Genomic DNA, 22,094 nt, shown 5'->3' on the forward strand with positions numbered 1-22,094 from the left:
ACCTGCTGTCTTGAACACTTCACAGCTGTTGGCTGTGGACCTGGTGCTGGCGGTCCTGGCTGCCGGTGCCTGGGCCGCGGCAGCTTGGATGACGTGGACGTCAACAGCCAGTGAAGGCCATGCCAAGCCTCGCTTGACCGGTTTGGCGCTCCTCGCGACTGCCGTCGCCCTGGTGGCAACGGCAGCCCGCTACGCCTTACTCCCTGCCTTGGCGGCGGGCAGTTGGTGGTTTGCCAGCGAACGCATAACCATCAGCTTGCCGCTGACCGCCATCCCCGCGGCTTGGGCCGCGATGGCCGGTGTTCCGTTCTTGCTGAGGAGGCGGAACACCGGCGCACACCTTTCCCCCAACGACGACTCACAGGTGCCGACACCCCTCCGGGGGCGTGAAGCCGCCGTCCTGGCCATGGTGGCAGCCGGCGCCGGCGCTGTGGGTTCCCTCGCCCTGATGTTCGTTCTGGGACCCTTCCCCGCACTCTGGACCCTGATGATCCTGCTCTTCCTCGTCGCAGGGGTGGTTGTGCTGGCCAGAATGGCGCTCTTCCCGCGACACGCTGTTACCGCACTGGGCCCGGCTCGTGGCGGCAGGCATGCAACGGCAGCCACGGCGCTGGCGGGCCTGATGGCATGCACGGCCCTGGGAGCCGGCGTTTTCACGTGGCTGGGCAGCCGTGCCGCGGACGGCACCGGGATCATCACCGCCGTCGGACATCACGACGCCGGCAGTCCGGTTCCGGTGTCAGCCATGACGCCGGTGACTGCCCTACTGGGCGACATGCCTGCGAATGCCACAGTCCGGCGTTATGAACTCACGGCGAGGGTTGAACAAGTAACCCTGCCATCGGGGCGGACAACGGAAGCCTGGACGTTCGGCAGCCTGCCGGGACCTATGCTGGAAGCCCAACTGGGCGAAGTAGTGGAAGTAGTACTGAACAACCGTGACGTCCAGGCCGGGGTGACGCTGCACTGGCACGGCTACGACGTGCCGAACGCCATGGACGGAGTGGCAGGCGCCACCCAGGACGCTGTCCTGCCCGGCCAGTCCATGACGTACAGGTTTGCCGCGGCACAGGCAGGTACGTATTGGTACCACACCCATCAGGATTCGGCCGAAGGAGTCCGCAAGGGGCTCTACGGCGTATTCGTCGTGCACGATCCCGCCATGGTCCGTAGTGACGCGGACATCGTGGTGGCAGGGCACGACCTCGGCGGTCTGGGGATGCTGGGCTCCTCAGACCGTAGCAGTGTGTATACGGTGAAGCCGGGCTCGCTGGTTCGCGTGCGGTTGATCAATACCGACTCCTTGCCACAGCGCTACCTCGTGCAGGGAACGGCGTTCACAGTGGCCGCCGTCGATGGAACCGAAGTCAACAAGCCGGGCGAAGTGTCAGGAAAGCTGCTCCGTCTCGGCGCCGGCGGCCGGTATGACCTGACCTTTGCCATGCCCGGGTCTCCTGTAACCATTCGGATGGATGCTGCCGCTGACGCCGCGGTGGTCATCAGCCCCGGGAGTCCCGGCGAGATGTCGGGTGAGGTGTCGGGTGGCACTTCCGGCGAAGTTTCGGGTGGCACTTCCGGCGAAGTTTCGGGTGCCGTTTCCGGCGGAAACAGCCCTTCAGCGGGGAGCAACCCGGAGAAGGCCACTCCTGGAATTTTTGCGACCACTCCCGTCCTTGATCTGTTGGGCTATGGCGAACCCGTGCCAGGAAGGGTTGATACTCCGACGGCCGACCGTGAGGACGTAATCGTGTTGGACCGGCAATTCCGGTTTGTGGACGGGGTCCCCCGCTATGCCTTCACGGTGAACGGCGCGGCCTATCCGTTGGTGCCCTCCATGCAGGTCGCGGAGGGGGACGTCGTGAAGGTAACGATCATCAACCGGACCGCCGAACCGCACCCGATGCACCCGCACGGTCATCATGTCCTGGTACTCAGCCGGAACGGAGTGGCACCGAGCGGATCACCCTTGGTCCTGGACACCGTTGATATCCAGGGCGGAGAGGTCTGGGAAGTCCTGCTAGTGGCCAACAATCCGGGGATCTGGATGGATCACTGCCACAACCTGGACCATGCCGCCGAAGGGATGATGATGCTCATGCAGTACGAGGGAGTGTCCTCACCGTTCGTCCACGGAGGGCATGCCCACAACCGGCCGGAGTAGGCACGCTCCTCAGGCGGCGAGGTGGATGTAGGCCTGAATGTCGAAGCGCTCCACTACGGCCCAGCAATCTTCCGAGCGGAGTTGGATGGAAGCGAAGCGCTCGGCTGCCTGCAGGTCCTCGAACTCCTCTACCTGGACCCGGCCAACTTCCGAGTCAAAGTAGCTCACGTGGTATTCGTACTGAACTTCCACCGGGTGTGCGGCGTTGCTGACTGGTGCTGTTTTCTTTGCCATGTTTCAAGTGTGGAATGGGGCACTGACATTTTTGGAAGCATCGACGGGCGTGTTCCAAAACAACACTGTCCTGCGGCTTGTCAGGGCTGCCTGAGGAACTGCGCTGCTACGGTTCGAACGGTGTCGCTCACCACGTCCAGCACGTGAGAGGCGGTCTTCCACCGCTGCCAGTAGAGCGCCACATCGAGGGGTCGGCCCGGGGCAAGCTCCACCAGTGTGCCGTCCTTGATGTCCTGTTGGCATTGGATCTCCGGGATAAGGCCCCAGCCAAGGCCCAAGCGGATGGCATTTCCAAAGTCGTGACTGGATGGAACGTAATGCCGAGGCCCTTTGACGTCAATCGATTCACCGGCCGGCGTACTGGCCAACGACTGCACAAAGGCCCATTGATAGGTGTCTTTCCGGTCGAAATCCACAGTGGGTGCCGTGTTAAGTTTCCCGGGGTCGACGCCGTCGGAGAACCAGCGGGCAGCAAAGGCCGGTTCAGAGACCGCCAAATAGCGCATGACACCCAGCGGCTCCACCCGACAACCCTGCACAGGATCCGGTGTTGCTGTCACAGCCGCCATCACCTTCCCCGAGCGCAGGAAGGAGGCGGAGTGCTGCTCATCGTCGCGGTGGAGATCGAAGGTGACGTCAACCTCCGCAGCTACCTGCGCCAGGGCCTGCAGGAACCAGACACCCAGGGAATCGGCGTTCACCACAACCGGTATGGCCAAGCGCGGACCACTTGCCCCCAAGCCCAGTTCCGCTCCGGCATCAGCCTCCAGTTGCGCCACTTGGCGGGCAAGCCGAAGCACAACCTCCCCCGCCTCCGTCGGTTGGGCGGGGTTGCTCCTCTGCAGCAGCACCCGCCCGGCGGTTTGCTCCAGGGCCTTCAACCGCTGGGAAACCGCGGAGGGGGTGATGTGAAGCGTCCTGGCTGCTGCTTCAAGCGTGCCTTCGGAAAGGACTGCGGCGAACGTCGACAACTGTTCCGAAGGAAATCTCATAAGCAAAGCTTAATCCAGTGAAGAATCTTTAGCTGTTCTTAGTCGAGCTCCGCCAATACGTTGGAGGAGTGAATTTTCCTGACACCATCAACGCGGCGGGCCTCGGCCTCGCCACCGGCCTTGCCCTCATCGTTGCCATCGGGGCACAGAATGCCTTCGTGCTGAGGCAGGGTATCCGCGGAGAACACGTCGCCGCTATCGTCACCATCTGTGCACTCTCGGACGCCGTTCTCATTGCGGCCGGGGTCCTCGGTACCGGCGCCTTGATCGCGGCGGCGCCCACCGCCGTCGTCATCCTTCGCTACGTGGGCGCGGCGTTCCTTGTCACGTACGGCATCATGGCGGCACGGCGGGCGCTGAACCCGCAGTCCCTGACAGCTGACGGCAGTCCTCCAAAATCCGGAAAGAAAAGCCTCGCCGCCGCCATAACCACAGTGCTGGCACTGACCTGGCTCAATCCCCACGTGTACCTGGACATCGCGCTCCTGGGCTCCATTGCCAGCGCCCAAGGTTCCGGGGAACAGTGGTGGTTCGGGGCGGGAGCCATTCTGGGCAGCATTCTCTGGTTCTCGTCGCTGGGGTTCGGCGCCCGGTTCCTGAAGGGATTCTTCTCCCGGCCCCGCTCCTGGCAACTGCTCGACGGCGGCATCGCCGTCACCATGGTGGCTTTGGGAACGGGACTCGCGTTGGGGAGCTAGGAGCCCTGCCCGGCACCACCTTGCACGCAGTCCGCTCCCATAAAGCATTCAGATAACTCCCAGAATCCGGGAGCATCATGGATGCATGAAAAAGAACGGCCCCGAAGCCAAGCTCCTTGTTGTTGACGACGAACCCAACATCCGCGAGCTTCTCTCCACGTCACTGCGTTTCGCAGGTTTCGAGGTCGTTGCAGCGTCCAATGGTCGCGAAGCGCTTGCTGCTGCGGACACCCATGCCCCTGACCTCGCCGTATTGGACGTCATGCTCCCGGACATGGACGGCTTCACCGTAACCCGACGCCTCCGCGCAGCGGGCAAGCACTTCCCGGTCCTTTTCCTCACGGCCAAGGATGACACCGAGGACAAGGTCACCGGACTGACCGTCGGCGGCGACGACTACGTCACCAAGCCCTTCAGCCTGGACGAAGTGGTCGCGCGCATCCGGGCTGTCCTCCGCCGCACCCAGCCGCTTGAAGACGACGACGCCGTTATCCGCGTCGACGACCTTGAACTGGATGACGACGCCCACGAAGTCCGGCGCGGCGGCACGGTGATCGAGCTGTCCCCCACGGAATTCAAGCTGCTGCGCTACCTGATGCTCAACCCCAACCGCGTCCTCTCCAAGGCCCAGATCCTGGACCACGTGTGGGAGTACGACTTCAACGGTGATGCCTCAATCGTTGAGTCGTACATCTCCTACCTTCGCCGGAAGGTAGACATCGACCCCGACGCCCCGGCGCTCATCCAGACCAAGCGCGGCGTGGGCTACGTGCTGCGGACGGCAGAGAAGCGCTGACCTTGCTGCAACGCTGGAAAACAGCGTCCCTGAGGTCGCAACTCGTTGCCATCATCATGGGACTCCTCCTACTGGCCCTCGCGGCCACCGGGGCAGGCACGCTGACGCTCGTCAAGAGTTATCTCCAAGGCCAGGTGGACGACAAACTCAAGGCCGCCGTCGCCCTTGCCCTGGACCAGCAGTCCTTTGACAAGCTCTCCGAATACAACCCCGCGGTCCCAACGGACTACTCGCTGACGCTGTATGTACCCGGACTTGCGCCCTACCAATTTGGTGGAAGCCCCGACGACCGTCCGGCCATTTCCAGCATCACCCCGGCTGAGGCGAAGGCCCGCGGAAACACACCGTTCCAAGTCAACGGCACCGCAGGCAACAACTGGCGGGTGGTGGCCGTAGGTGTGACCGCCAACGGCAAGAACGGCGTGGTCATCATCGGCCTTCCGCTGGCACCCGTGGACAAAGTCATGGAACATGCCGTCCTGGTGGTGGTCGGTGTGGGGCTGCTGACCCTGGTGCTGGCCTTCTTCATTGCCACCTGGACTGTGGCCCGTTCCTTCCGGCCCCTGGCCAAGGTGGAGAAGACGGCCGCTGCGATTGCGGCCGGGGACCTGTCCCGCCGCGTGGAGATCGACAACATCCATACCGAAGTCGGCCGGCTGGGCGGCTCCCTGAATGCCATGCTTGCCCATATCGAGGCCTCGTTTGCGGCACGGGCAGCTTCCGAAGCACGGATGCGCCGGTTCGCGGCCGACGCTTCCCATGAGCTGCGCACCCCGCTGGTTACCATCCGCGGCTTCTCCGAGCTCTATCGCCATGGGGCCCTCACTTCGCCCGAAGACGTGGCAACCGCCATGGGCAGGATCGAAAGCGAAGCCAAACGCATGGGTTCAATGGTGGAGGACCTTCTCATGCTGGCAAGGCTGGACGAACAACGGCCGCTCAACCTCAAGCCCGTCGACCTGCAGTTGCTGGCCAACGACGCCGTGGTGGACACCAAGGCGTCCTCCGGCAACAGGACCATCAAGCTGGTGGGATTGGACGGCGCCTCCCCCGCTGCTGCTCCCGTTCAAGCGGACGAAGCCAAACTCCGCCAGGTGATCGGAAACCTCGTCGGCAATGCCTTGCGCTACACACCGGAGGGCAGCCCCATTGAACTCGCGGTAGGGGTCCGCAACGTTCCCGAGGGCAGGATGTCCGTGATCGAGATCCGCGACCACGGGCCGGGGATTCCCGATGACGAGGCCAACAAGGTCTTTGAACGCTTCTATCGGGCCGACACTTCCCGGACCCGGGAAACCGGCGGCAGCGGCCTTGGGTTGGCCATTGTGGCGGCAATTGTTGGCAGCCACGGCGGTTCCGTGCGGGTGCAGGATACCGACGGCGGCGGCGCAACACTGGTGGTCAGCCTTCCACTCCACGAGGAACCGGCCGAGGCGTTATCCACATAGCGGCGACGTGCTGTTCCAGGCGTTTGGGGTAGTTCATAGGCTCTTGTCTTGTGGCCCACGCACCCACCGCAAACCGCGGAACAACCTCGTCGAAAGGCTTTATCCATGAGTGTCATCTCCGTAGACACCGAATTGCTGCAACTCAAGGCGTCCAACGTCAAGACCACCGTGGACAGGATCAGCGCCGACGTTCAGGCCATGAAGATGGGCCTTGAAGAGCTGCAAGCCACGTGGCGCGGTTCGGCTGCCAGCAACTTCCACGCGCTCGTCCTTGAGTGGGCATTGACCCAGGGCAAGGTGGAGGCATCCCTCGCATCCATCAACGTGGCCTTGGCTTCGGCGGCAACCAGCTATGCCGAGGTGGAACAGGGCAATACCCAGCGCTTCGCCTACTAGGAGCGCTCCTTCCGCTGTACCCGGAGCCCTTATCCGGGACATGACCCCTGCGGGGCCGGCCGATGTCCCCCTTTCGGCCGGTCCCGCAGGCTACTTCCCCCAGGCTACTTCCCGCAGGTTACTTTCCACAGTCTGCTTCTCGCCGCCTGTTCCCCTCCGGTTGTTCCCCCGCAGGTTCCGACGGAATATCTTCAGGGTTCGCAGCCAGCAACGGTACCGCTCAGCTCTCCGGCGTCCCCTGATGGAAGCGGAGCCTCCACTGTCCGCGTTCCAACAGCCAGACCGAGCTTCGGAGCGCCGAACCCGAGTGCGCGAGGCTCCTGTAGTTGAGCAGGATCGTGTTTTCACTCAGACGGTCCGCGCTGAGCAGTTCCAGTTCCACGTGCTCGCCGGGATCTTCCTCCAGCGCCACCATCATCGCATCGCGGGTCCAGAACCTGCCGGACTGGCCGATCTCCGCGAAGTCCGGATGAAGCAGGACGCCTATCCGCCCGATGTCAGCACGCACATCAGGGCGGAGGAGCTCCCGTTCCAGTGCCACGACCAGTTCTTCCGGTGTCAGCTCCGGGGCGGCGGCATCTTCCAGCTCGCTGAACAGGTCCGCTTGGCCGAAAATACCGGATTCACCGAACAAAGTGGGCTCCGAATGCAGCCGTGGAGCCCGGTCCAGCCTCGAGGCAGGCAAGGGGCTGGAGGGGGCCGGCGCCTTGGCAGCCGGGGCTGAAGCTGGAGTTGCAGCAGCCACCTTGGCAGCAGGAGCTGCGGCCGATGCGGCGGCTGGTGCCGCGTGCACAGGGACAGGCTCGGCAGCTGCTCCGGAGGCTCCGGAGAAACCGGGGCCGGTGGGCGCAGCCACGCCCTGCTGATAGGCGGTTGCAACGGCCCTGGCGCGTTCGTCCGCGGCCTCGTTGAGCTCATGGCCTGCATGGCCCTTGACCCATTCAAAGGTGTACTTGCGTCCTGCGATCGCGCGATCGATGTCCTTGAGCAGATCGACATTCAACACGGGTTTACCGTCGGCCTTGCGCCAACCCTTGCGCTTCCACCCCGGCATCCACTTGGTGATGCAGTTGATGACATACTGGCTGTCGCAGAGAATCCGCAGCTCTTCGTGCGGGATGTGGGCGGTGGAACGGAAGAGGTCCAGCACCGCCATCAGTTCGCCCATGTTGTTGGTTCCGTGGGGCCATCCACCGGCGCGCCAACAGGAGTCGTCAACATACCAGGCCCATCCGGCCGGCCCGGGATTACCGAGGGCAGAACCATCGGCGGCAGCAATAATCGTCATGCAATCAATCCTGCCAGACCTCACAGACACTGAAGCCGCGTCCCTCCTCCATCGTGATCGCGGGAACCATGCGCAGTCGCCGCAATTTTCCCCACGAACTGGACGCATTCGCGGCTTTTCGCCGATCCACGCGTCAAACGGGCCCTGGCAGGAAACGCCGACGGCGGCCCCCACCCGAAGGTGAGGACCGCCGTCGTCGTTGCTAAGCGTAATGCTGCAGGACAGGAGGCTTAGAAGCCGCCCATGCCGCCCATCTCGTCGCCGCCCGGAGCCGGAGCGTTCTTCTCCGGCTTGTCAGCAACAACAGCCTCGGTGGTCAGGAAGAGACCAGCGATGGAAGCTGCGTTCTGGAGGGCCGAACGGGTGACCTTTACGGGGTCGTTGACGCCGGCAGCCAGCAGGTCTTCGTAGACGCCGGAGGCAGCGTTCAGGCCGTGGCCGGAAGGCAGGCCGCGAACCTTGTCCACCACAACGCCCGGCTCCATGCCGGCGTTGAAAGCGATCTGCTTCAGCGGTGCGTCGATGGCAACCTTGACGATGTTGGCACCCGTTGCCTCGTCACCCTGCAGGGTGAGGTTGGCGAATGCCTTGGCGCCTGCCTGGATGAGGGCAACGCCACCACCGGCAACGATGCCTTCTTCAACGGCAGCCTTCGCGTTGCGGACGGCGTCCTCAATGCGGTGCTTGCGTTCCTTGAGCTCAACTTCGGTAGCGGCACCGGCCTTGATGACTGCGACGCCGCCGGCCAGCTTGGCCAGGCGTTCCTGCAGCTTCTCGCGGTCGTAGTCGGAATCGGAGTTCTCGATCTCGGCGCGGATCTGGGCAACACGGCCGGCGATCTGCTCGGCGTCGCCTGCACCTTCAACGATGGTGGTCTCGTCCTTGGTGACAACAACCTTGCGGGCGGTGCCGAGGAGTTCCAGTCCAGCGTTCTCCAGCTTGAGGCCTACCTCTTCGGAGATGACCTGGCCACCGGTGAGGATGGCGATGTCGGCCAGCTGGGCCTTGCGGCGGTCACCGAAGCCCGGAGCCTTGACGGCAACGGACTTGAAGGTGCCACGGATCTTGTTGACGATCAGGGTGGCCAGGGCCTCGCCCTCGATGTCTTCGGCGATGATCAGCAGCGGCTTGTTGGACTGCATGACCTTCTCCAGAACCGTGACGAGTTCCTTCACGTTGGAGATCTTGGAGTTGACGATCAGGATGTACGGGTCTTCGAGGACCGTTTCCTGGCGCTCAGCGTCGGTGACGAAGTAAGCGGAGATGTAACCCTTGTCGAAGCGCATGCCCTCGGTGAGTTCCAGCTCCAGGCCGAAGGTGTTGGATTCCTCGACCGTGATGACGCCTTCCTTGCCCACCTTGTCCAGGGCTTCGGCGATCAGTGCACCGATTTCCTGGTCACCGGCGGAGATGGAAGCCGTAGCTGCGATCTCTTCCTTGGTTTCGATTTCCTTGGCGGAAGCAAGCAGTTCGCTGATAACAGCGTCCACTGCCTTCTCGATGCCGCGCTTCAGGGACAGCGGGTCGGCGCCGGCAGCAACGTTGCGCAGGCCTTCCTTGACCAGGGCCTGTGCGAGGACAGTAGCGGTGGTGGTACCGTCGCCAGCGACGTCATCCGTCTTCTTGGCAACTTCCTTGACCAGCTCAGCACCGATCTTCTCGTAAGGATCGTCCAGCTCGATCTCCTTGGCGATGGAAACGCCATCGTTGGTGATCGTGGGAGCGCCCCACTTCTTTTCGAGGACGACGTTGCGTCCACGCGGGCCGAGGGTGACCTTGACGGCGTCAGCGAGGGTGTTCAGGCCCCGCTCGAGGCCGCGGCGTGCCTCTTCATCAAATGCAATGATCTTGGCCATAACGGCGGTAGTCCTTTCGGGACAGTCGTTAAGAAGGTACCTGTCAGATGGGATGCCCGCGACGGACGGCCCTTCGCTCGCGGCCTCTGTATGCCCCGCGCTCCGGACCTCACCCCATCAGGGTGTTTCTTGTTCCTCCTTGGCAGCGGCGGTAATCCCTGCTCCGCGGACGGGGCCGGAATTAGCAGTCGATGCGTAGGAGTGCTAAATCAATAATTAGCACTCGACCGTTGAGAGTGCAAGCAGGAAGGCCCCGCTGCTACCCAACAGCGAGGCCCATTCAGCCGAAAGCTGAGCCGCTAGGCTACACGCACGCTTTCAGCCTGCGGCCCCTTGAGGCCTTCGCCGAGTTCGAACTCCACGCGCTGCCCCTCTTCCAAGGCGCGGTAACCGTCCATCTGGATCGCCGACCAATGGACAAAAACGTCGTCGCCGGAATCATCCACAGTGATGAAGCCGTACCCTTTTTCGGCGTTGAACCACTTGACGGTCCCCAAAGCCATAATGCCCACACTTTCACAGAAGCTGTTGCCGGCAGCCGGGATCTCCGCGCCGGAATTCATCCACTGTAACCACTGTCACGGCCGGTTCGCTGCTCCCGGCCAGTGAGGGGCTGCTTTTGTTATTGAGGCTTAACCGAGTTCTGCCGGATGGACTCCGGATCCCCGTATTTTCGGCTCTTTACTGGTAGCCGGGTCCCACTACGACGACCAAGGGCTGCTGCACGTCCGGGGACTCCACAACGGTGGTGATGCCCAGCAGGGAAGCTACGGCATCGGCGTTCGCCTTCTGCTCCGGAGCGTTGTAGAAGACCACGGACGTCTGCTGCGGAAGTCCTCCCCAGTTTCCTACCGCGCCCAGCGCCCATCCGTCTCCCTGAACCAACCCGGCGACGCGGCTGGCCAGCCCGGCGGTGGCAGTGCCGTTGTAGACAGCCACTGCGGTCGTCTTGTCGACAGGAGCCGAAGAAGGCGTTGCAGACGGCGACTCCGAGGCAGTCGTGTCCGGAGTGGGTTCGCCCGAAGCGATAGGCGCGCTCTCCGACGTCGTGGGTGTTGCCGAAGGTGCCGCCTCGCTCTGCTGTGCGGCCGGCGTCGAGGTGCTGGAAGATGCCGAGGGCGCCACGATGCCCAGCCGCGGAAGGATCAGGAATGCCACCAGGCCAAGAACCAAGGCCACGGCGCCCACAGTGAGGACCGGCCACAGAGTAGGCCGCGGCGTTTCCGTGGCGTCCCTGTGCACACCCTGACGGGACGTGTTTTGCGGAACCCGGTCGAATTCATCCTTGGCATATTTGGTCATGGTGAAGCGTTGTCCTTGCTGGTTGCTGCTGACAGTTCAGCCGTGCGAATTATGCGTCGGACCCCAAGCGACGCGCTGTGCGCGCACGTTGGCGCGACGTACGTAGTCTACGCAGTCTCTTGACCAGCATGGGATCGTGGGCCAAGGCTTCCTCGGTATCGATCAGCGCATTCAGGATCTGGTAATAGTGCGTTGCGGAGAGATCAAACAGTTCGCGGATGGCCTGTTCCTTGGCCCCGGCGTACTTCCACCACTGCCGCTCCAGGGCCAGTATCTGCTGCTCGCGCTCACTCAACGGAGAATCTGCCCGAACACCTGCGGCCAGGTCTGCAAGGGCGAAACCGGTGCCCTGCTCCGCCATCGATTCCGGCGCGGGTTCGGCCACGGCACACTCCTCAAGACGCGGGTAAGGGGATTTCCTCCTCCCCATGTTACGGGCGAATAACACCACTGTCATTCGGAAGTGCCGCGCGTCACGGGAGACAATTGCCGGGTGACTGGTGAGGAAGCGCTCTTTGACTTGGAACCTGCAAGCCCCTCGGGTCAGGGCTTTGATGAACTGTTGGACACGCCGCTGGAGGACTTGATGGCGCCGGACTGGGTGCAGGCCCTGAGCCCGGTTGAGCCGCAGCTTCGCGCGGCACTGGGCTTCGTCGCTGCGCAGGCCGGGCAGGGAGCGCAGGTCCTTCCCGCCGCCGGCAATCTGCTGAGGGCTTTTCGTCAGCCGCTGGCCGACGTGAAGGTCCTGATACTGGGACAGGACCCGTACCCCTCGCCGGGACACGCCGTCGGGCTTTCCTTCTCCGTCTCCCGGGAGACGCGGCCCATCCCCCGGAGCCTGGCCAATATCTACCGCGAACTCCACGACGACCTTGGACTGCCGCCACGCGTCCACGGCGACCTCAGTGCCTGGGCGGGGCAAGGAGTGCTGTTGCTGAACCGCGTCCTCAGCGTGAATGCCGGGAACGCAGGCTCGCACCGCGGCAAGGGATGGGAAACCATCACGACGGCGGCCGTCAGCGCCGTGGTGAACCGCACCGACGCCGACGGGCAGCCTAAGCCGCTCGTGGCCGTCCTTTGGGGGAAGGATGCGGAGTCCGTGGGGCCACTGTTGAACGGGGCACCGTCGATTGTGTCCGCACATCCAAGTCCGTTGTCGGCATCCCGCGGATTTTTTGGGTCCAAGCCCTTCAGCCGGACGAACGAGCTGCTGCGTCAACAGGGCGCCGAACCCGTCGACTGGGAACTCCCCGTCCTGTAACCCCACCCCTTTTCGCAGCCTCCTCTGGCACATCCCACCCCCTTCTGGTGATCCCTCTGGCACATCCCACCCCCTTCTGGGGAACCCTCTGGCACATCCCACCCGGTCGGGAATGGGCTCGGGGCGGGCGGAAGCCTGCAGCGGCAGGACAAGCGCACACGGCGGGTCCCGACGGCGGCACCCGACCGAGCGCCGTCGTCGAACTATCCGGCGGGGGACGTGAAAGAGCGACGCACAAAACGCGTCGGGACGTGAAAGAGCGACACACAAAACGCGTCGGGACGTGACAGAGCGACGCACAAAACACGTCGGGACGTGAAAGAGCGACGCCGGGTGGTATGTAACGTTCCGCTCATCCCCAGCAAATGCACAGTGGATCAGCTTAGGCTTGCCTGATGAATGCCGCCCTTCCCGCCACTTCGTCCGCCGACCGCAAAACGCGCCCCCAGGTCAACCTGACGGTGCTGCGCAAGGAGCAGTTGTCGCCGCACATGATCCGGATCATCGCGGGCGGCCCGGGATTCAAGGACTACGCGCATAACGAGTACGTGGACAGGTACGTCAAGATCGTTTTTCCGCAGCCGGGCGTCGACTACGAGCTGCCGCTGGACCTGTGGGCCATCCGGGAATCCATGCCCCGCGAGCAGTGGCCCCATACCCGGACCTACACCATCCGCTGGGTCAACCTTGAAGCGCAGGAACTTGCCATCGACTTTGTGGTCCACGGCGATGAAGGCCTCGCCGGCCCTTGGGCAGCGGCGGCTGAACCCGGTGACGCGCTGACCTTCACAGGGCCCGGGGGTGCCTACAATCCGGCACCCGACGCCGACTGGTACCTCTTTGCCGGGGATGACGCCGCGATTCCGGCGATCGCCGCGTCCATTGAGGCGCTGGCACCGGAGGCGCGGGGCGTGGCGTTCCTCGAAGTGCACAGCGCCGACGACGTCCTTCAAATCACCGCCCCCGCCGGCGTCGAACTGAACTGGCTGCAGCGGAACGGGGTACCTGCCGGATCCAGCGAACTGCTGCTCGAATCCCTCCGGACCATGGAATGGCTTCCCGGACGGGTGGACGTCTTCGCTCACGGTGAGCGGGGCTATATGAAGGGCCTCCGCGAGATCTTCTTCGTGCAGCGCGGCCTGGAACGCTCCCAGGTCTCCCTGTCCGGCTATTGGGCCCAGGGTCGCGTGGAGGAAGTGTTCCAGGCCGAGAAGAAACTGCCTGTCGGCAAGATTTAGCCGACAGGCAGGACCAGCGCGACTTACCGGCGTCGCACCCGGCGGCGTTCGTTGCTGGACAGGCCCTTCGTCAAGGGTCGGGCCAGGTTGTCGCCAAGCACAATGCCGGCAGCGACGCCAAGGACAATCGCCGCCGCATTGAGCATGCCACCGGCACCCACCAGGATGTCGCCGCCTTCGACCGTCAAGGCATACATTGACCGGAAGATCGTGAGGCCCGGCAGAAGGATCAACGCTGCCGGAACGGCGACCACGAGCTGCGGAGCACCAAGCTTCAGGGCCACGACGCGGCCCAACAAGCCGATGACCATCGCCGAGATGGCGGGCGACAAACGGTCACCAAGACCGAGTTCGCCAACGCCCCACAAGACAAAGAAGCCCGCCAGCCCGACTGCCGCCGTCGGAAGTAACAGCCGCATCTGTGTCTGTTCGGTGACACCAATAGCCACCACGGCGATCGCAATGAGGATCGCCTGTCCCCACAACGGGTAGGCCGGCGGGAAAGTATTGGTGACGTCCAGGACCTGGCTGCCCATCAGGGTTCCAACCACCACAGCGACGCCGATGCCCGCCACGATCGCGCCGAAAGTCAGCAGGGTGGACAGGAAGCGGCCTGCTGCCGTGACCGGAAAGCCGTTAATCGCATCCTGCACCGACGAAACAAGCCTGCCCGTGGGGAGCAGCAGGAGGATGCCTCCGGCCACCACAATGGACGGAGCTATGTCCGCACCCGCCCAACGCAGCATCAAAGCAACAAAGGTGACCACAAAAGAACTGGCCATGGTGACGAAGAAGTCCGGAGTCCGCCAGCGAATCAGCTGGCGCGCCAGGAGGCTGATCAACATGTTGGAGGCAAAAGCCAGTGCCGAAGCTCCGGGACCACCGCCGAGCACCCCGACGAACACGGCGGCAAACACACCGAACGCCACAGTGACCATCCAGCGGGGGAAGGGCTTGGCGCTGCGTGTGATCTCGTTGAGCCGCCGAACGGCCTCGTCCCGTCCCACTCCCCCGGCGACAATAGCCGAAACCAACTGGTGCACCTGGGCCAGACCCGCATAGTTATTGGTCCACGACCTCACCACACGCAACAGGGTGATGGGCGTTTGGTCCTTCGGCGCGTAGTTGATGGCCACCGACTGGTTGGTGATGTCCACCTCGACGTTCTTCAGGCCCAACGCCGCGGTCACGGCGATCATGCTCGTTTCGACCTCAAGCGCACCGGCCCCGTAACGGAACATTGCCTCGGCCAGGTGCAGTGCGAAGTCGATGGTCTTGCGCGCCGAGGCGTCGACGCCCACCACCTGGATGGTGGGGTTGGCGTAAGGGCTGCCGGCCAGGCGGTCCACGATGTTCATGGGCGCCGTTGGCGGGCTGTCACCTTGCACCAAGCGCATCAGCATCCGCTTGGCGTACGCATTCTGCCGGACCTGCGAGGGCCGCAGCGGCTGGGTTTTCGGCAAGCCGTCCGTATGAGGCCTGCCGCCATTGCCCTCGGGGCGTTCAGTCATGCAGCATTCCTCCTTTGGATTAGTTCTTCCTGAGGAACTTCCCGATCACCGGCAGTTTTGCCGGTTCCCGCAAGTTTCCCAAAACGGTCTGGGCGGCTCCTGCAAGCTTCCTGGCCACCCGGTAGGCGGTGTACTTGACCGGACTGACGGGAGCAACGAAGTCGCCGATGAGCTGGACCACCTCTCCGCCAAAGCCCTTCTTGAACTCGTACCCACCATGGCCCGATTCATCCTGCCCCTGGATGCCGAATGTGCCATAGAAGTTGTACCGCGAGTAGCCGTTGTTCAGGGCGTGGAGCATCATGCCCCAGTACAAGGAGGTGGCACCGTTGAAGTAGATGTAATCCTGGACGGTTCCACCAATGACGCAGGTGAGTTCGTCCCCGGAGCAAGCGAAATGGATGGCTGCCACGGTGGCAACTCCCACGGAATCCGGGAAGCGCTCGATGTCCTTGAGGCTGCGCTCGTAGCTGTCCACCAGGTCTTGGACAACCTTGACCTTATTGGCCTTTTTCTTGCTGCCGGTCTCCTCCACTTCGCGTTTCAGGTCCGCAAGGTTCTTGGATTCCGCCTCGAGTCGCTCAGTGATGGAGGCGCGGTATTCCGGGATGTTGATCTTGGCCATCATGAGCTTGGTGAACTCATCGGAGGTGTTGCGCAGCAGTTGCTCGTAGTACTCGCGTTCGCGGTAGGTGAAGCCCTTCTCGTCGCCGGCGGTCTTCAGCGCGTTGTAGAAGTCGTCCAAGGTTTCCAGCGTGGCCTGCTCCAGGTACACACCGTTTTTTTCGGCCTTCCGGATGGCCTTGCGGGTCCGGTAGTTCATGCCCATGATGAGCTCTTCGGCGTCCGCGATGCCGTCCAGGGTCTTGATGAACATCCAGTTGATGTTGGCGAAGTTCATGTCGAAGCCCTGGTGTTTGAACCCGAAGCCCTCGAGCTCCTTCAGCAGCGGCCGGTTGTCTTCGATCTCGGGGTGCTCCGCGCCGTCTTCGTCCCGGGCAATGTATTTGACGTTGGGCGAGATACGCAGTTCCGCCGCCTTCTTCGAGGCGGCATGCTTCTTCAACTGCCCGACGACGAACCTCACCGCAGCGGCGTCGCTGTAGTCCATCAGTGGTCCCTTGGCGCAGTCCGCCACTTTGTAACCGATGCGGTTGGACGTGTAGACGAGCTTTCCGGCGGCGATGAGGCTCCCGCCCTGGGTGACGCCGAACAGTTCGACTTCCTGCCCGCGGGCACGCTGGAAGCGGGTGAGGTCCATGGATTGAATAAAACTTCCCTGGGGGTGCCCCTTGGCGAAGGTCTCAAATTCAGCGTCGCTGAGAAGAACGAATTCCATGGAGTTTCCAGCTTCAATCGGAGTCAAAGAAATTACCTCATCTAGTTGGATATGCACCGTTGGTGGCCGGGGCGGGCCTGGTCTGTTGGCTGACGCTTCGAGTTTTCGGCGCGTCAGGCGCCGGTCAGTAGAACTGGCCGCCCGTGCGCATGATCTCGAGCCGGCGGAGGACCTTCTCTCCGCCCTTGAGCCAGAGCTTGTACCGGAGAGGACTCAGGACGAGGTCATAACAGCCGACGAAGTCCGTGACGGTCTTAGTGAAGCTCGTCTTGAACAAGCCCATGCCGTACAGCGGGTGGGTTTTGTCCTTGATAAGGGCTGAGGACGGAGTGCCGCAGAAGTCGTATTCGACGCATCCGAGTTCCTGCATGCGCTGGATGGCCGCCCACTGGGTCAGGTGCGAATCCCCGTACTGCTTACGGTTCTGGGTGGAACCGCCATCCTTGTACGTAGCTTTGGACCCGTAGTTGATCACGAAGGCACCCACACTCGGTTGGCCATCCTCATAGACGAAGAAGAAGTGGCCTTGGCCGCGGCTGCTGAACTCGTTCCAGAATTTGGTGTAGTAATCGTAGCTGCGCAACGGCATGGCACCCTTGGCGTTCACGGTGTTCTGCATGAGAGCGTACAGCTTCTTGTAGCTCTGTTCGCCGGCCTCTTCCTGGATGACTTCGCACCCCTCGCGCCCTGCCCTTCTTAAAGCATTGCGGGCACGGGAAGAGATGCTGCGGAGGACCTCGTTGGAGGGCTTCCTGATATCCAGAATCGCGGTGGAGTCGTTGGACTGGATGTTGGGAGCCTTAACCAGCCCAGCCGCCTTCAGGTGCGCAGCCACCTCAGGTGACTCCACGACGTCGGGCTCTATCTTGACGGTGAAGACGTTCAGCTTCCGTTCCCTGGCCAGGGTTGCGACGGCGTCCAGCATCGGTTTGATGTCTTCGACGGACTCTGCGTCGGGGCCCTTGATCAGGTACCAAAGGCGTCCCAAGACAGGGAAATTTTTCTCCAGCAGCAGGTTGTAGCTGGAGTACTCAGCAGTCTCGATGACGAGCCGCCGGACCAGCCAGCCGTTACCGTCCTTAACCGCGGCATAAGCGTCCGACTGCAGCATGTTGCCGCCGTTCGGGTTCGCCGTGACGTGCTTGTCCCAGTTATCGGTTTCCTCGGCGGTGGCAAAGCGGGCGGTAAATTCTCGCAAGGTGGCCGTGTCCAATCTCAGGGTTCGGTGCAGTGTTCAAGCAGGGTTCAAAGCGTGGTGCGCATGCGGACATGCAGGATCAAGTCTATCGGGGATGCATCTATTCGCCCGATTTCGGCTGGTCTACCAGAAGATTTTGATCCTTCAGGGTGCACCTAGAGCCGGACCTGCTCCATGCTCTCCAACTGGATGGCCTTCGGCGCCTTACCCAGTTCACGCATACCGCTGGTCAAGCGGTCGGCGTTGGTAAGCCGGCTTAGGCTCAGCCCGGTCAGGTCCGCAATCTGCCCGATGGGAACCTGGAAGGTGCGGAAAGGGCCCAGCGGCGGTGGTTCACCCTCCAAGAGCCGCTCAGTGATCGCCTTCTTCAGTTCCACCTTCCCCAGCAATGGAGACTGATCCAGCACGAAGCCGGCAGCACCGAGGGTTCCCTCATTGGTCCAGGCCGCGATCTTCCAGAATTTCTTGGGAATCCTGACGCCCCGGTACTCAGAGTCGTCATCAGCAAAAACCGGCCCGGTGAAGACGCTCAGCCTCGCGTCGAAGGCGTCCGCATGCTTGAGAACGTGATCCTCCAGGCCAACCCACAGCTCCTTGCCTTGATTGAAGTCGTCCACTTGGGGTGCGGCGTTCGTGAAGGCGAAAGTGTCCTGGTTTGCTTTTTTGGCTGTGGCGGCATCGCCCCATACGGGGTCGAGCCGCCGGACCAAGTGCCCACGGTCGAAGGCGTTGTTCTTGTAAACGTCCGGACCGGCCTGTTGCTCGCGGGGAATCCGGTCGTCAAAGTGCCAGGTTCCCTCGCGGGCCAAAGGATTCAGTTCACCGCCGCTGATATTCACCCCGACGATCGCTGCGAGCTTCCGCGCAGCCCGGAAACGCACCGAGAAGTGGGTGTAGTCCAGCAGAATCGTCGTCGCCGACGGACTGGGCAACTCAAGGCGTGCCCGCAAGAAATCCCGGTCATATCCCCCGCTCATGCATACAGCATGGCACTAGGGACTGACAGGGAACAGACTCAGCATTCGACGACGTTGACGGCGAGGCCGCCCATCGCGGTTTCTTTGTATTTGTGGGACATATCCTTGCCCGTCTCACGCATGGTCACGATGACCTCATCAAGGGAAACCCGGTGCGTGCCATCACCCCACAACGCCATCTTCGCAGCGTTGATCGCCTTCGCCGCAGCGATCGCGTTCCGCTCAATACACGGAATCTGCACCAACCCACCGATCGGATCACACGTCAACCCCAGATTGTGTTCCATCGCGATCTCCGCAGCGTTCTCCACCTGAGCCGGTGAACCACCCATCACCTCAGCCAACCTCGCAGCAGCCATCGAGGACGCCGAACCGACCTCACCCTGGCAACCAACCTCCGCACCGGAAATCGAGGCCTGCTCCTTATACAACACACCCACCGCACCAGCAGCGAGCAAGAACCGCACCACCACATCATCCCGGTCCGCCTGGGTGGCCTGATCCATGCCCGGGGCATAATGCAACGCGTAATACAGCACCGCAGGAATGATCCCCGCCGCACCATTGGTCGGAGCCGTGACTACCCGGCCGCCCGAGGCGTTCTCCTCATTGACCGCCAACGCGATCAGGTTCACCCACTCCTGCCAATACTTCGGATCGTTCCGGTCCTTGTCCTCCTTCAACAACCGCTCCAACCAATCAGGAGCACGACGGCGGACCCTCAGTCCCCCGGGCAGCACACCCTCGCGCTTCAGCGACGTTTCAACACAGGCCTCCATCACCGACCAGATATGCAGCAAACCTTCCCGGATCTCCTCCTCGGACCGGGACGCCCGCTCGTTGATCAGCATGATGTCGCTGATGCCCAGGCCCTTGGACGAGCACCGGCCCAGCAACTCCGCAGCGGTCCGGAACGGCAACGGCAACTCCGCCTTGGACTCCTCCAACTCAGCCCGCGCCGCGTCCTCCTCGCCCTCACGAACAATGAACCCGCCACCCACCGAGAAAAACGTCGCTTCCTTAAGGACATTTCCCCCGGCATCGGTAACAGCGAACTTCATCCCGTTCGTATGCCGCGGCAACACCGTCAACGGATGCAACACCATATCCCCCACTGCATACGGCAACAGCACACCCTCACCCGAAGCCCCGGCCAGGTTCAGCATGCCCGTCTCCGCGATCGCAGCCAGACGTTCTTCCACCTCATCAGGCAGGATCAACTCCGGTTCGAACCCCTCCAGACCAAGCAAAGTAGCCGTGAAAGTACCGTGGCCTTTACCGGTCGCAGCCAGGGAACCATACAGATCAACCCGCAACCCCGCCACAGAAGACAGCACACCGGAATCACGAAGCTCCCGCGCAAACACCGCCCCAGCCCGCATCGGACCCACCGTATGCGAACTCGACGGGCCAATACCCACGGAGAACAAATCGAAAACACCAACAGCCATAACCGGGATCCCTTTTTATACAGCATGAAACGGTCCGGCAGATGGTCCTGCCGGATGGCCCCTCCCGCTTGTGGCGGAAGGCGACCGAAGTACGACGCCGGGCGGCCCCCTCAGGCGGCAACCCGGCGTCGTAAGTTTATTCAGTTACTACAAGTCCACGTTACGCCAGAGCGTACTTGGCCAAAACGGGGCATCGCTGCGGAGTGTGCCGTGCGCACGGCACACCCCGCAGCGAACCCTCGAATCGGAGAGTGACACACGGAGCCCCTATGGGTTCGGCATCCGGCAGCGACCGTCCAAGGGAGTGTCACGTCCGCCCAACGGGCGTCTACACGACCGAGGTCGCAGAGGATGCCGGACCCGTCGGGCACACCGGACCCGTCGGGACTAGCCCAGGTCGCCGCCGTTCTTGGAGGCGTATTCCTGGGCGGAGAGCAGCGGGCCATCGGATTCAGCAGCGACCTTGAACAACCAGCCCTCACCGTAGGGGTCGTTGTTGATGAGGGCGGGGTCGGACACAACGGCGTCGTTGATCTCAGTGACCTCGCCGGTCACGGGTGAGTAGAGGTCGGAGACGGACTTGGTGGACTCGACCTCTCCACAGGTTTCGCCTGCGGTCACGGTGGAACCGACCTCGGGCAGGTCCACGTAGACAATGTCACCCAGTGCGTCGGTGGCAACCTCGGAGATGCCAACGGATACCGAGTTCCCCTCCCCACGCAAAACCCACTCGTGCTCGTCGGAGTACTGAAGTTCAGGCGCTACTTTGGGCATTCTGTTTTCCTAACTGTGGGTGATCAAAAACTTAGCGGGACCGTTTGTAGAACGGCAGGGCCACGACCTCGAACGGCTCTGCCTTGCCGCGCAGATCTACGTCGAGGGCAGTTCCCGGCTCGGCGAACTGAACGTCAACGTAGGCCATCACTACGGGGTACCCAAGCGTGGGGCTGGGCTGGCCGGAGGTCACTTCGCCAACAACGGCACCGTCCTTCAAAACCGGGTAGTGCGAGCGTCCGGCGCGGCGCCCGAGGCCCTTGAGTCCCACGAGCTTGCGGCCAGTGGACACACCAGCACCGGACGCCTTCAAAGCAGCCAGGGCTTCCTTGCCAACAAAGTCGCCTTCCTTGGACAAGGCCACTACAGGGCCGAGCCCGGCCGCGAAGGGATTGCCTTCACGGGACAGCTCATTGCCGTACAGGGGCATGCCGGCTTCGAGGCGCAGGGAGTCGCGGGAGGCCAGACCGGCCGGAACAAGCTCGCCTTCCTCGGCGACGGCGGAGATGGCTTGCCACAGCGCGGCTGCGGATTCGTTGGGCACGAAGATCTCGAACCCGTCCTCGCCGGTGTAACCGGTGCGTGCCAGGAGAAGATCCTGCCCACTGCCGGCCACCAGGAAGGTCACCTCGACTGCCGCGTAGTACTTCAGGTTCGTGACCAGCGCGTGCTGCCCGGCCGGGACCAAGCGCAGCAGGATCGCTTCCGCGAGCGGCCCCTGAACGGCGATCAACGACGTCGACGATGAAGCATCCTCAACAAGCACGTCATAGCCTGCGGCGCGCTGCAGCAGCTCAGAAGCGACCACAAAGGCATTGCCTGCGTTCGGTACCACCAGGAACTTGCCGGCGCCGCGACGGTAGACGATCAGGTCATCGATGATGCCGCCATCTTCCTGGCAGATCAGCGAGTACTTGGCTTTGCCCTCGGCCATGGCGGAGATCTTGCCCACCAGCGCGTAGTCCAGGAACTCTGCTGCCTGCGGCCCGGTGACCCAGACTTCGCCCATGTGGGAGAGGTCGAACAGGCCGGCAGACTTCCGGACGGCGTGGTGTTCGGCGAGCTCGGAGGTGTATTTGAGCGGCATCTGCCAGCCACCGAAATCGGTGAAGGAGGCGCCGAGCTTCTTGTGCTCCTCGTACAGGGCCGTGTGCTTCTCAGTCATTTTCCGGAT

Annotated in this window: 21 protein-coding genes; 7 read left to right on the forward strand and 14 right to left on the reverse strand. The window is 62.8% G+C overall.

The window, feature by feature from the left end:
• The first annotated feature begins 10 nt into the window (after window positions 1-10).
• Window positions 11-2,161, forward strand: a complete 2,151-nt coding sequence (locus HMI59_RS16625) for a multicopper oxidase family protein (protein ID WP_193591918.1) — start codon at window positions 11-13, stop codon at window positions 2,159-2,161.
• A 9-nt stretch (window positions 2,162-2,170) separates the two neighbouring features.
• Here HMI59_RS16625 and HMI59_RS16630 read toward each other — a convergent pair whose 3' ends face one another.
• Both HMI59_RS16630 and HMI59_RS16635 read right to left on the reverse strand, forming a co-directional pair.
• Entirely contained in the window at window positions 2,171-2,395 is a 225-nt protein-coding gene (locus HMI59_RS16630) for a hypothetical protein (protein ID WP_193591919.1), read from the reverse strand.
• A gap of 80 nt (window positions 2,396-2,475) precedes the next feature.
• Complete coding sequence (locus tag HMI59_RS16635; protein WP_193591920.1) at window positions 2,476-3,387, reverse strand: LysR family transcriptional regulator ArgP; 912 nt, start codon at window positions 3,385-3,387, stop codon at window positions 2,476-2,478.
• Between the two features lie 68 nt (window positions 3,388-3,455).
• Here HMI59_RS16635 and HMI59_RS16640 point away from each other — a divergent pair, with 68 nt between their 5' ends.
• The 4 genes from HMI59_RS16640 (at window position 3,456) to HMI59_RS16655 (ending at window position 6,725) form a co-directional block, all read left to right on the forward strand.
• Complete coding sequence (locus HMI59_RS16640) at window positions 3,456-4,085, forward strand: LysE/ArgO family amino acid transporter (protein ID WP_227471426.1); 630 nt, start codon at window positions 3,456-3,458, stop codon at window positions 4,083-4,085.
• An 85-nt stretch (window positions 4,086-4,170) separates the two neighbouring features.
• Window positions 4,171-4,881, forward strand: coding sequence for a response regulator transcription factor (locus tag HMI59_RS16645; RefSeq protein WP_021473669.1), 711 nt, complete (start codon window positions 4,171-4,173; stop codon window positions 4,879-4,881).
• 2 nt (window positions 4,882-4,883) lie between these two features.
• Window positions 4,884-6,329, forward strand: coding sequence for a HAMP domain-containing sensor histidine kinase (locus HMI59_RS16650; protein ID WP_193591921.1), 1,446 nt, complete (start codon window positions 4,884-4,886; stop codon window positions 6,327-6,329).
• 105 nt (window positions 6,330-6,434) lie between these two features.
• Window positions 6,435-6,725 (forward strand): WXG100 family type VII secretion target, encoded by a 291-nt coding sequence (locus HMI59_RS16655; RefSeq protein ID WP_021473671.1) that lies wholly within the window; start codon window positions 6,435-6,437, stop codon window positions 6,723-6,725.
• Window positions 6,726-6,945: 220 nt separating this feature from the next.
• Here HMI59_RS16655 and HMI59_RS16660 read toward each other — a convergent pair whose 3' ends face one another.
• The 5 genes from HMI59_RS16660 to HMI59_RS16680 form a co-directional block, all read right to left on the reverse strand.
• Window positions 6,946-8,013: a ribonuclease HI family protein gene (locus HMI59_RS16660; protein ID WP_193591922.1), complete on the reverse strand. Its 1,068-nt coding sequence runs from the start codon at window positions 8,011-8,013 to the stop codon at window positions 6,946-6,948.
• 230 nt (window positions 8,014-8,243) lie between these two features.
• On the reverse strand, window positions 8,244-9,869 hold the full coding sequence (groL, locus tag HMI59_RS16665; RefSeq protein WP_021473673.1) for a chaperonin GroEL: 1,626 nt from the start codon (window positions 9,867-9,869) through the stop codon (window positions 8,244-8,246).
• A gap of 299 nt (window positions 9,870-10,168) precedes the next feature.
• Window positions 10,169-10,372, reverse strand: coding sequence for a cold-shock protein (locus HMI59_RS16670; protein WP_031216907.1), 204 nt, complete (start codon window positions 10,370-10,372; stop codon window positions 10,169-10,171).
• Window positions 10,373-10,550: 178 nt separating this feature from the next.
• Window positions 10,551-11,171 carry a LytR C-terminal domain-containing protein gene (locus HMI59_RS16675; RefSeq protein WP_193591923.1) on the reverse strand — a complete coding sequence of 207 codons (621 nt, stop codon included), beginning with the start codon at window positions 11,169-11,171 and terminating at the stop codon, window positions 10,551-10,553.
• Between the two features lie 49 nt (window positions 11,172-11,220).
• The gene (locus HMI59_RS16680; RefSeq protein WP_166185785.1) at window positions 11,221-11,556 is read right to left on the reverse strand and encodes a DUF3263 domain-containing protein; all 336 of its coding nucleotides are present in this window, start codon (window positions 11,554-11,556) and stop codon (window positions 11,221-11,223) included.
• A gap of 108 nt (window positions 11,557-11,664) precedes the next feature.
• Between HMI59_RS16680 and HMI59_RS16685 the strand changes: the two genes are divergently transcribed.
• Window positions 11,665-12,432 carry a uracil-DNA glycosylase gene (locus HMI59_RS16685; RefSeq protein ID WP_193591924.1) on the forward strand — a complete coding sequence of 256 codons (768 nt, stop codon included), beginning with the start codon at window positions 11,665-11,667 and terminating at the stop codon, window positions 12,430-12,432.
• A gap of 395 nt (window positions 12,433-12,827) precedes the next feature.
• Window positions 12,828-13,670 (forward strand): siderophore-interacting protein, encoded by an 843-nt coding sequence (locus HMI59_RS16690; protein ID WP_193591925.1) that lies wholly within the window; start codon window positions 12,828-12,830, stop codon window positions 13,668-13,670.
• Between the two features lie 23 nt (window positions 13,671-13,693).
• On the opposite strand, the gene HMI59_RS16695 is transcribed toward HMI59_RS16690, so the two are convergent.
• The 7 genes from HMI59_RS16695 to gcvT all read right to left on the reverse strand — a co-directional run bounded on the left by HMI59_RS16695 (window position 13,694) and on the right by gcvT (window position 22,085).
• Window positions 13,694-15,181 (reverse strand): threonine/serine exporter ThrE family protein, encoded by a 1,488-nt coding sequence (locus HMI59_RS16695; RefSeq protein ID WP_193591926.1) that lies wholly within the window; start codon window positions 15,179-15,181, stop codon window positions 13,694-13,696.
• A 19-nt stretch (window positions 15,182-15,200) separates the two neighbouring features.
• Entirely contained in the window at window positions 15,201-16,520 is a 1,320-nt protein-coding gene (locus HMI59_RS16700) for a peptidoglycan bridge formation glycyltransferase FemA/FemB family protein (protein ID WP_193591927.1), read from the reverse strand.
• A 124-nt stretch (window positions 16,521-16,644) separates the two neighbouring features.
• Window positions 16,645-17,733 carry a peptidoglycan bridge formation glycyltransferase FemA/FemB family protein gene (locus HMI59_RS16705; RefSeq protein ID WP_193591928.1) on the reverse strand — a complete coding sequence of 363 codons (1,089 nt, stop codon included), beginning with the start codon at window positions 17,731-17,733 and terminating at the stop codon, window positions 16,645-16,647.
• A gap of 140 nt (window positions 17,734-17,873) precedes the next feature.
• Complete coding sequence (locus HMI59_RS16710; protein WP_193591929.1) at window positions 17,874-18,695, reverse strand: DNA/RNA non-specific endonuclease; 822 nt, start codon at window positions 18,693-18,695, stop codon at window positions 17,874-17,876.
• Window positions 18,696-18,733: 38 nt separating this feature from the next.
• Window positions 18,734-20,146 (reverse strand): L-serine ammonia-lyase, encoded by a 1,413-nt coding sequence (locus tag HMI59_RS16715; protein WP_193591930.1) that lies wholly within the window; start codon window positions 20,144-20,146, stop codon window positions 18,734-18,736.
• Window positions 20,147-20,533: 387 nt separating this feature from the next.
• Window positions 20,534-20,920 (reverse strand): glycine cleavage system protein GcvH, encoded by a 387-nt coding sequence (gcvH, locus tag HMI59_RS16720; protein WP_021473686.1) that lies wholly within the window; start codon window positions 20,918-20,920, stop codon window positions 20,534-20,536.
• A 31-nt stretch (window positions 20,921-20,951) separates the two neighbouring features.
• On the reverse strand, window positions 20,952-22,085 hold the full coding sequence (gene gcvT / locus HMI59_RS16725; protein WP_193591931.1) for a glycine cleavage system aminomethyltransferase GcvT: 1,134 nt from the start codon (window positions 22,083-22,085) through the stop codon (window positions 20,952-20,954).
• Between the last annotated feature and the right edge of the window lie 9 nt (window positions 22,086-22,094).

It is taken from the genome of Paenarthrobacter sp. YJN-5 (assembly GCF_015040095.1).
GTDB classification, from domain to species: domain Bacteria; phylum Actinomycetota; class Actinomycetes; order Actinomycetales; family Micrococcaceae; genus Arthrobacter; species Arthrobacter ureafaciens.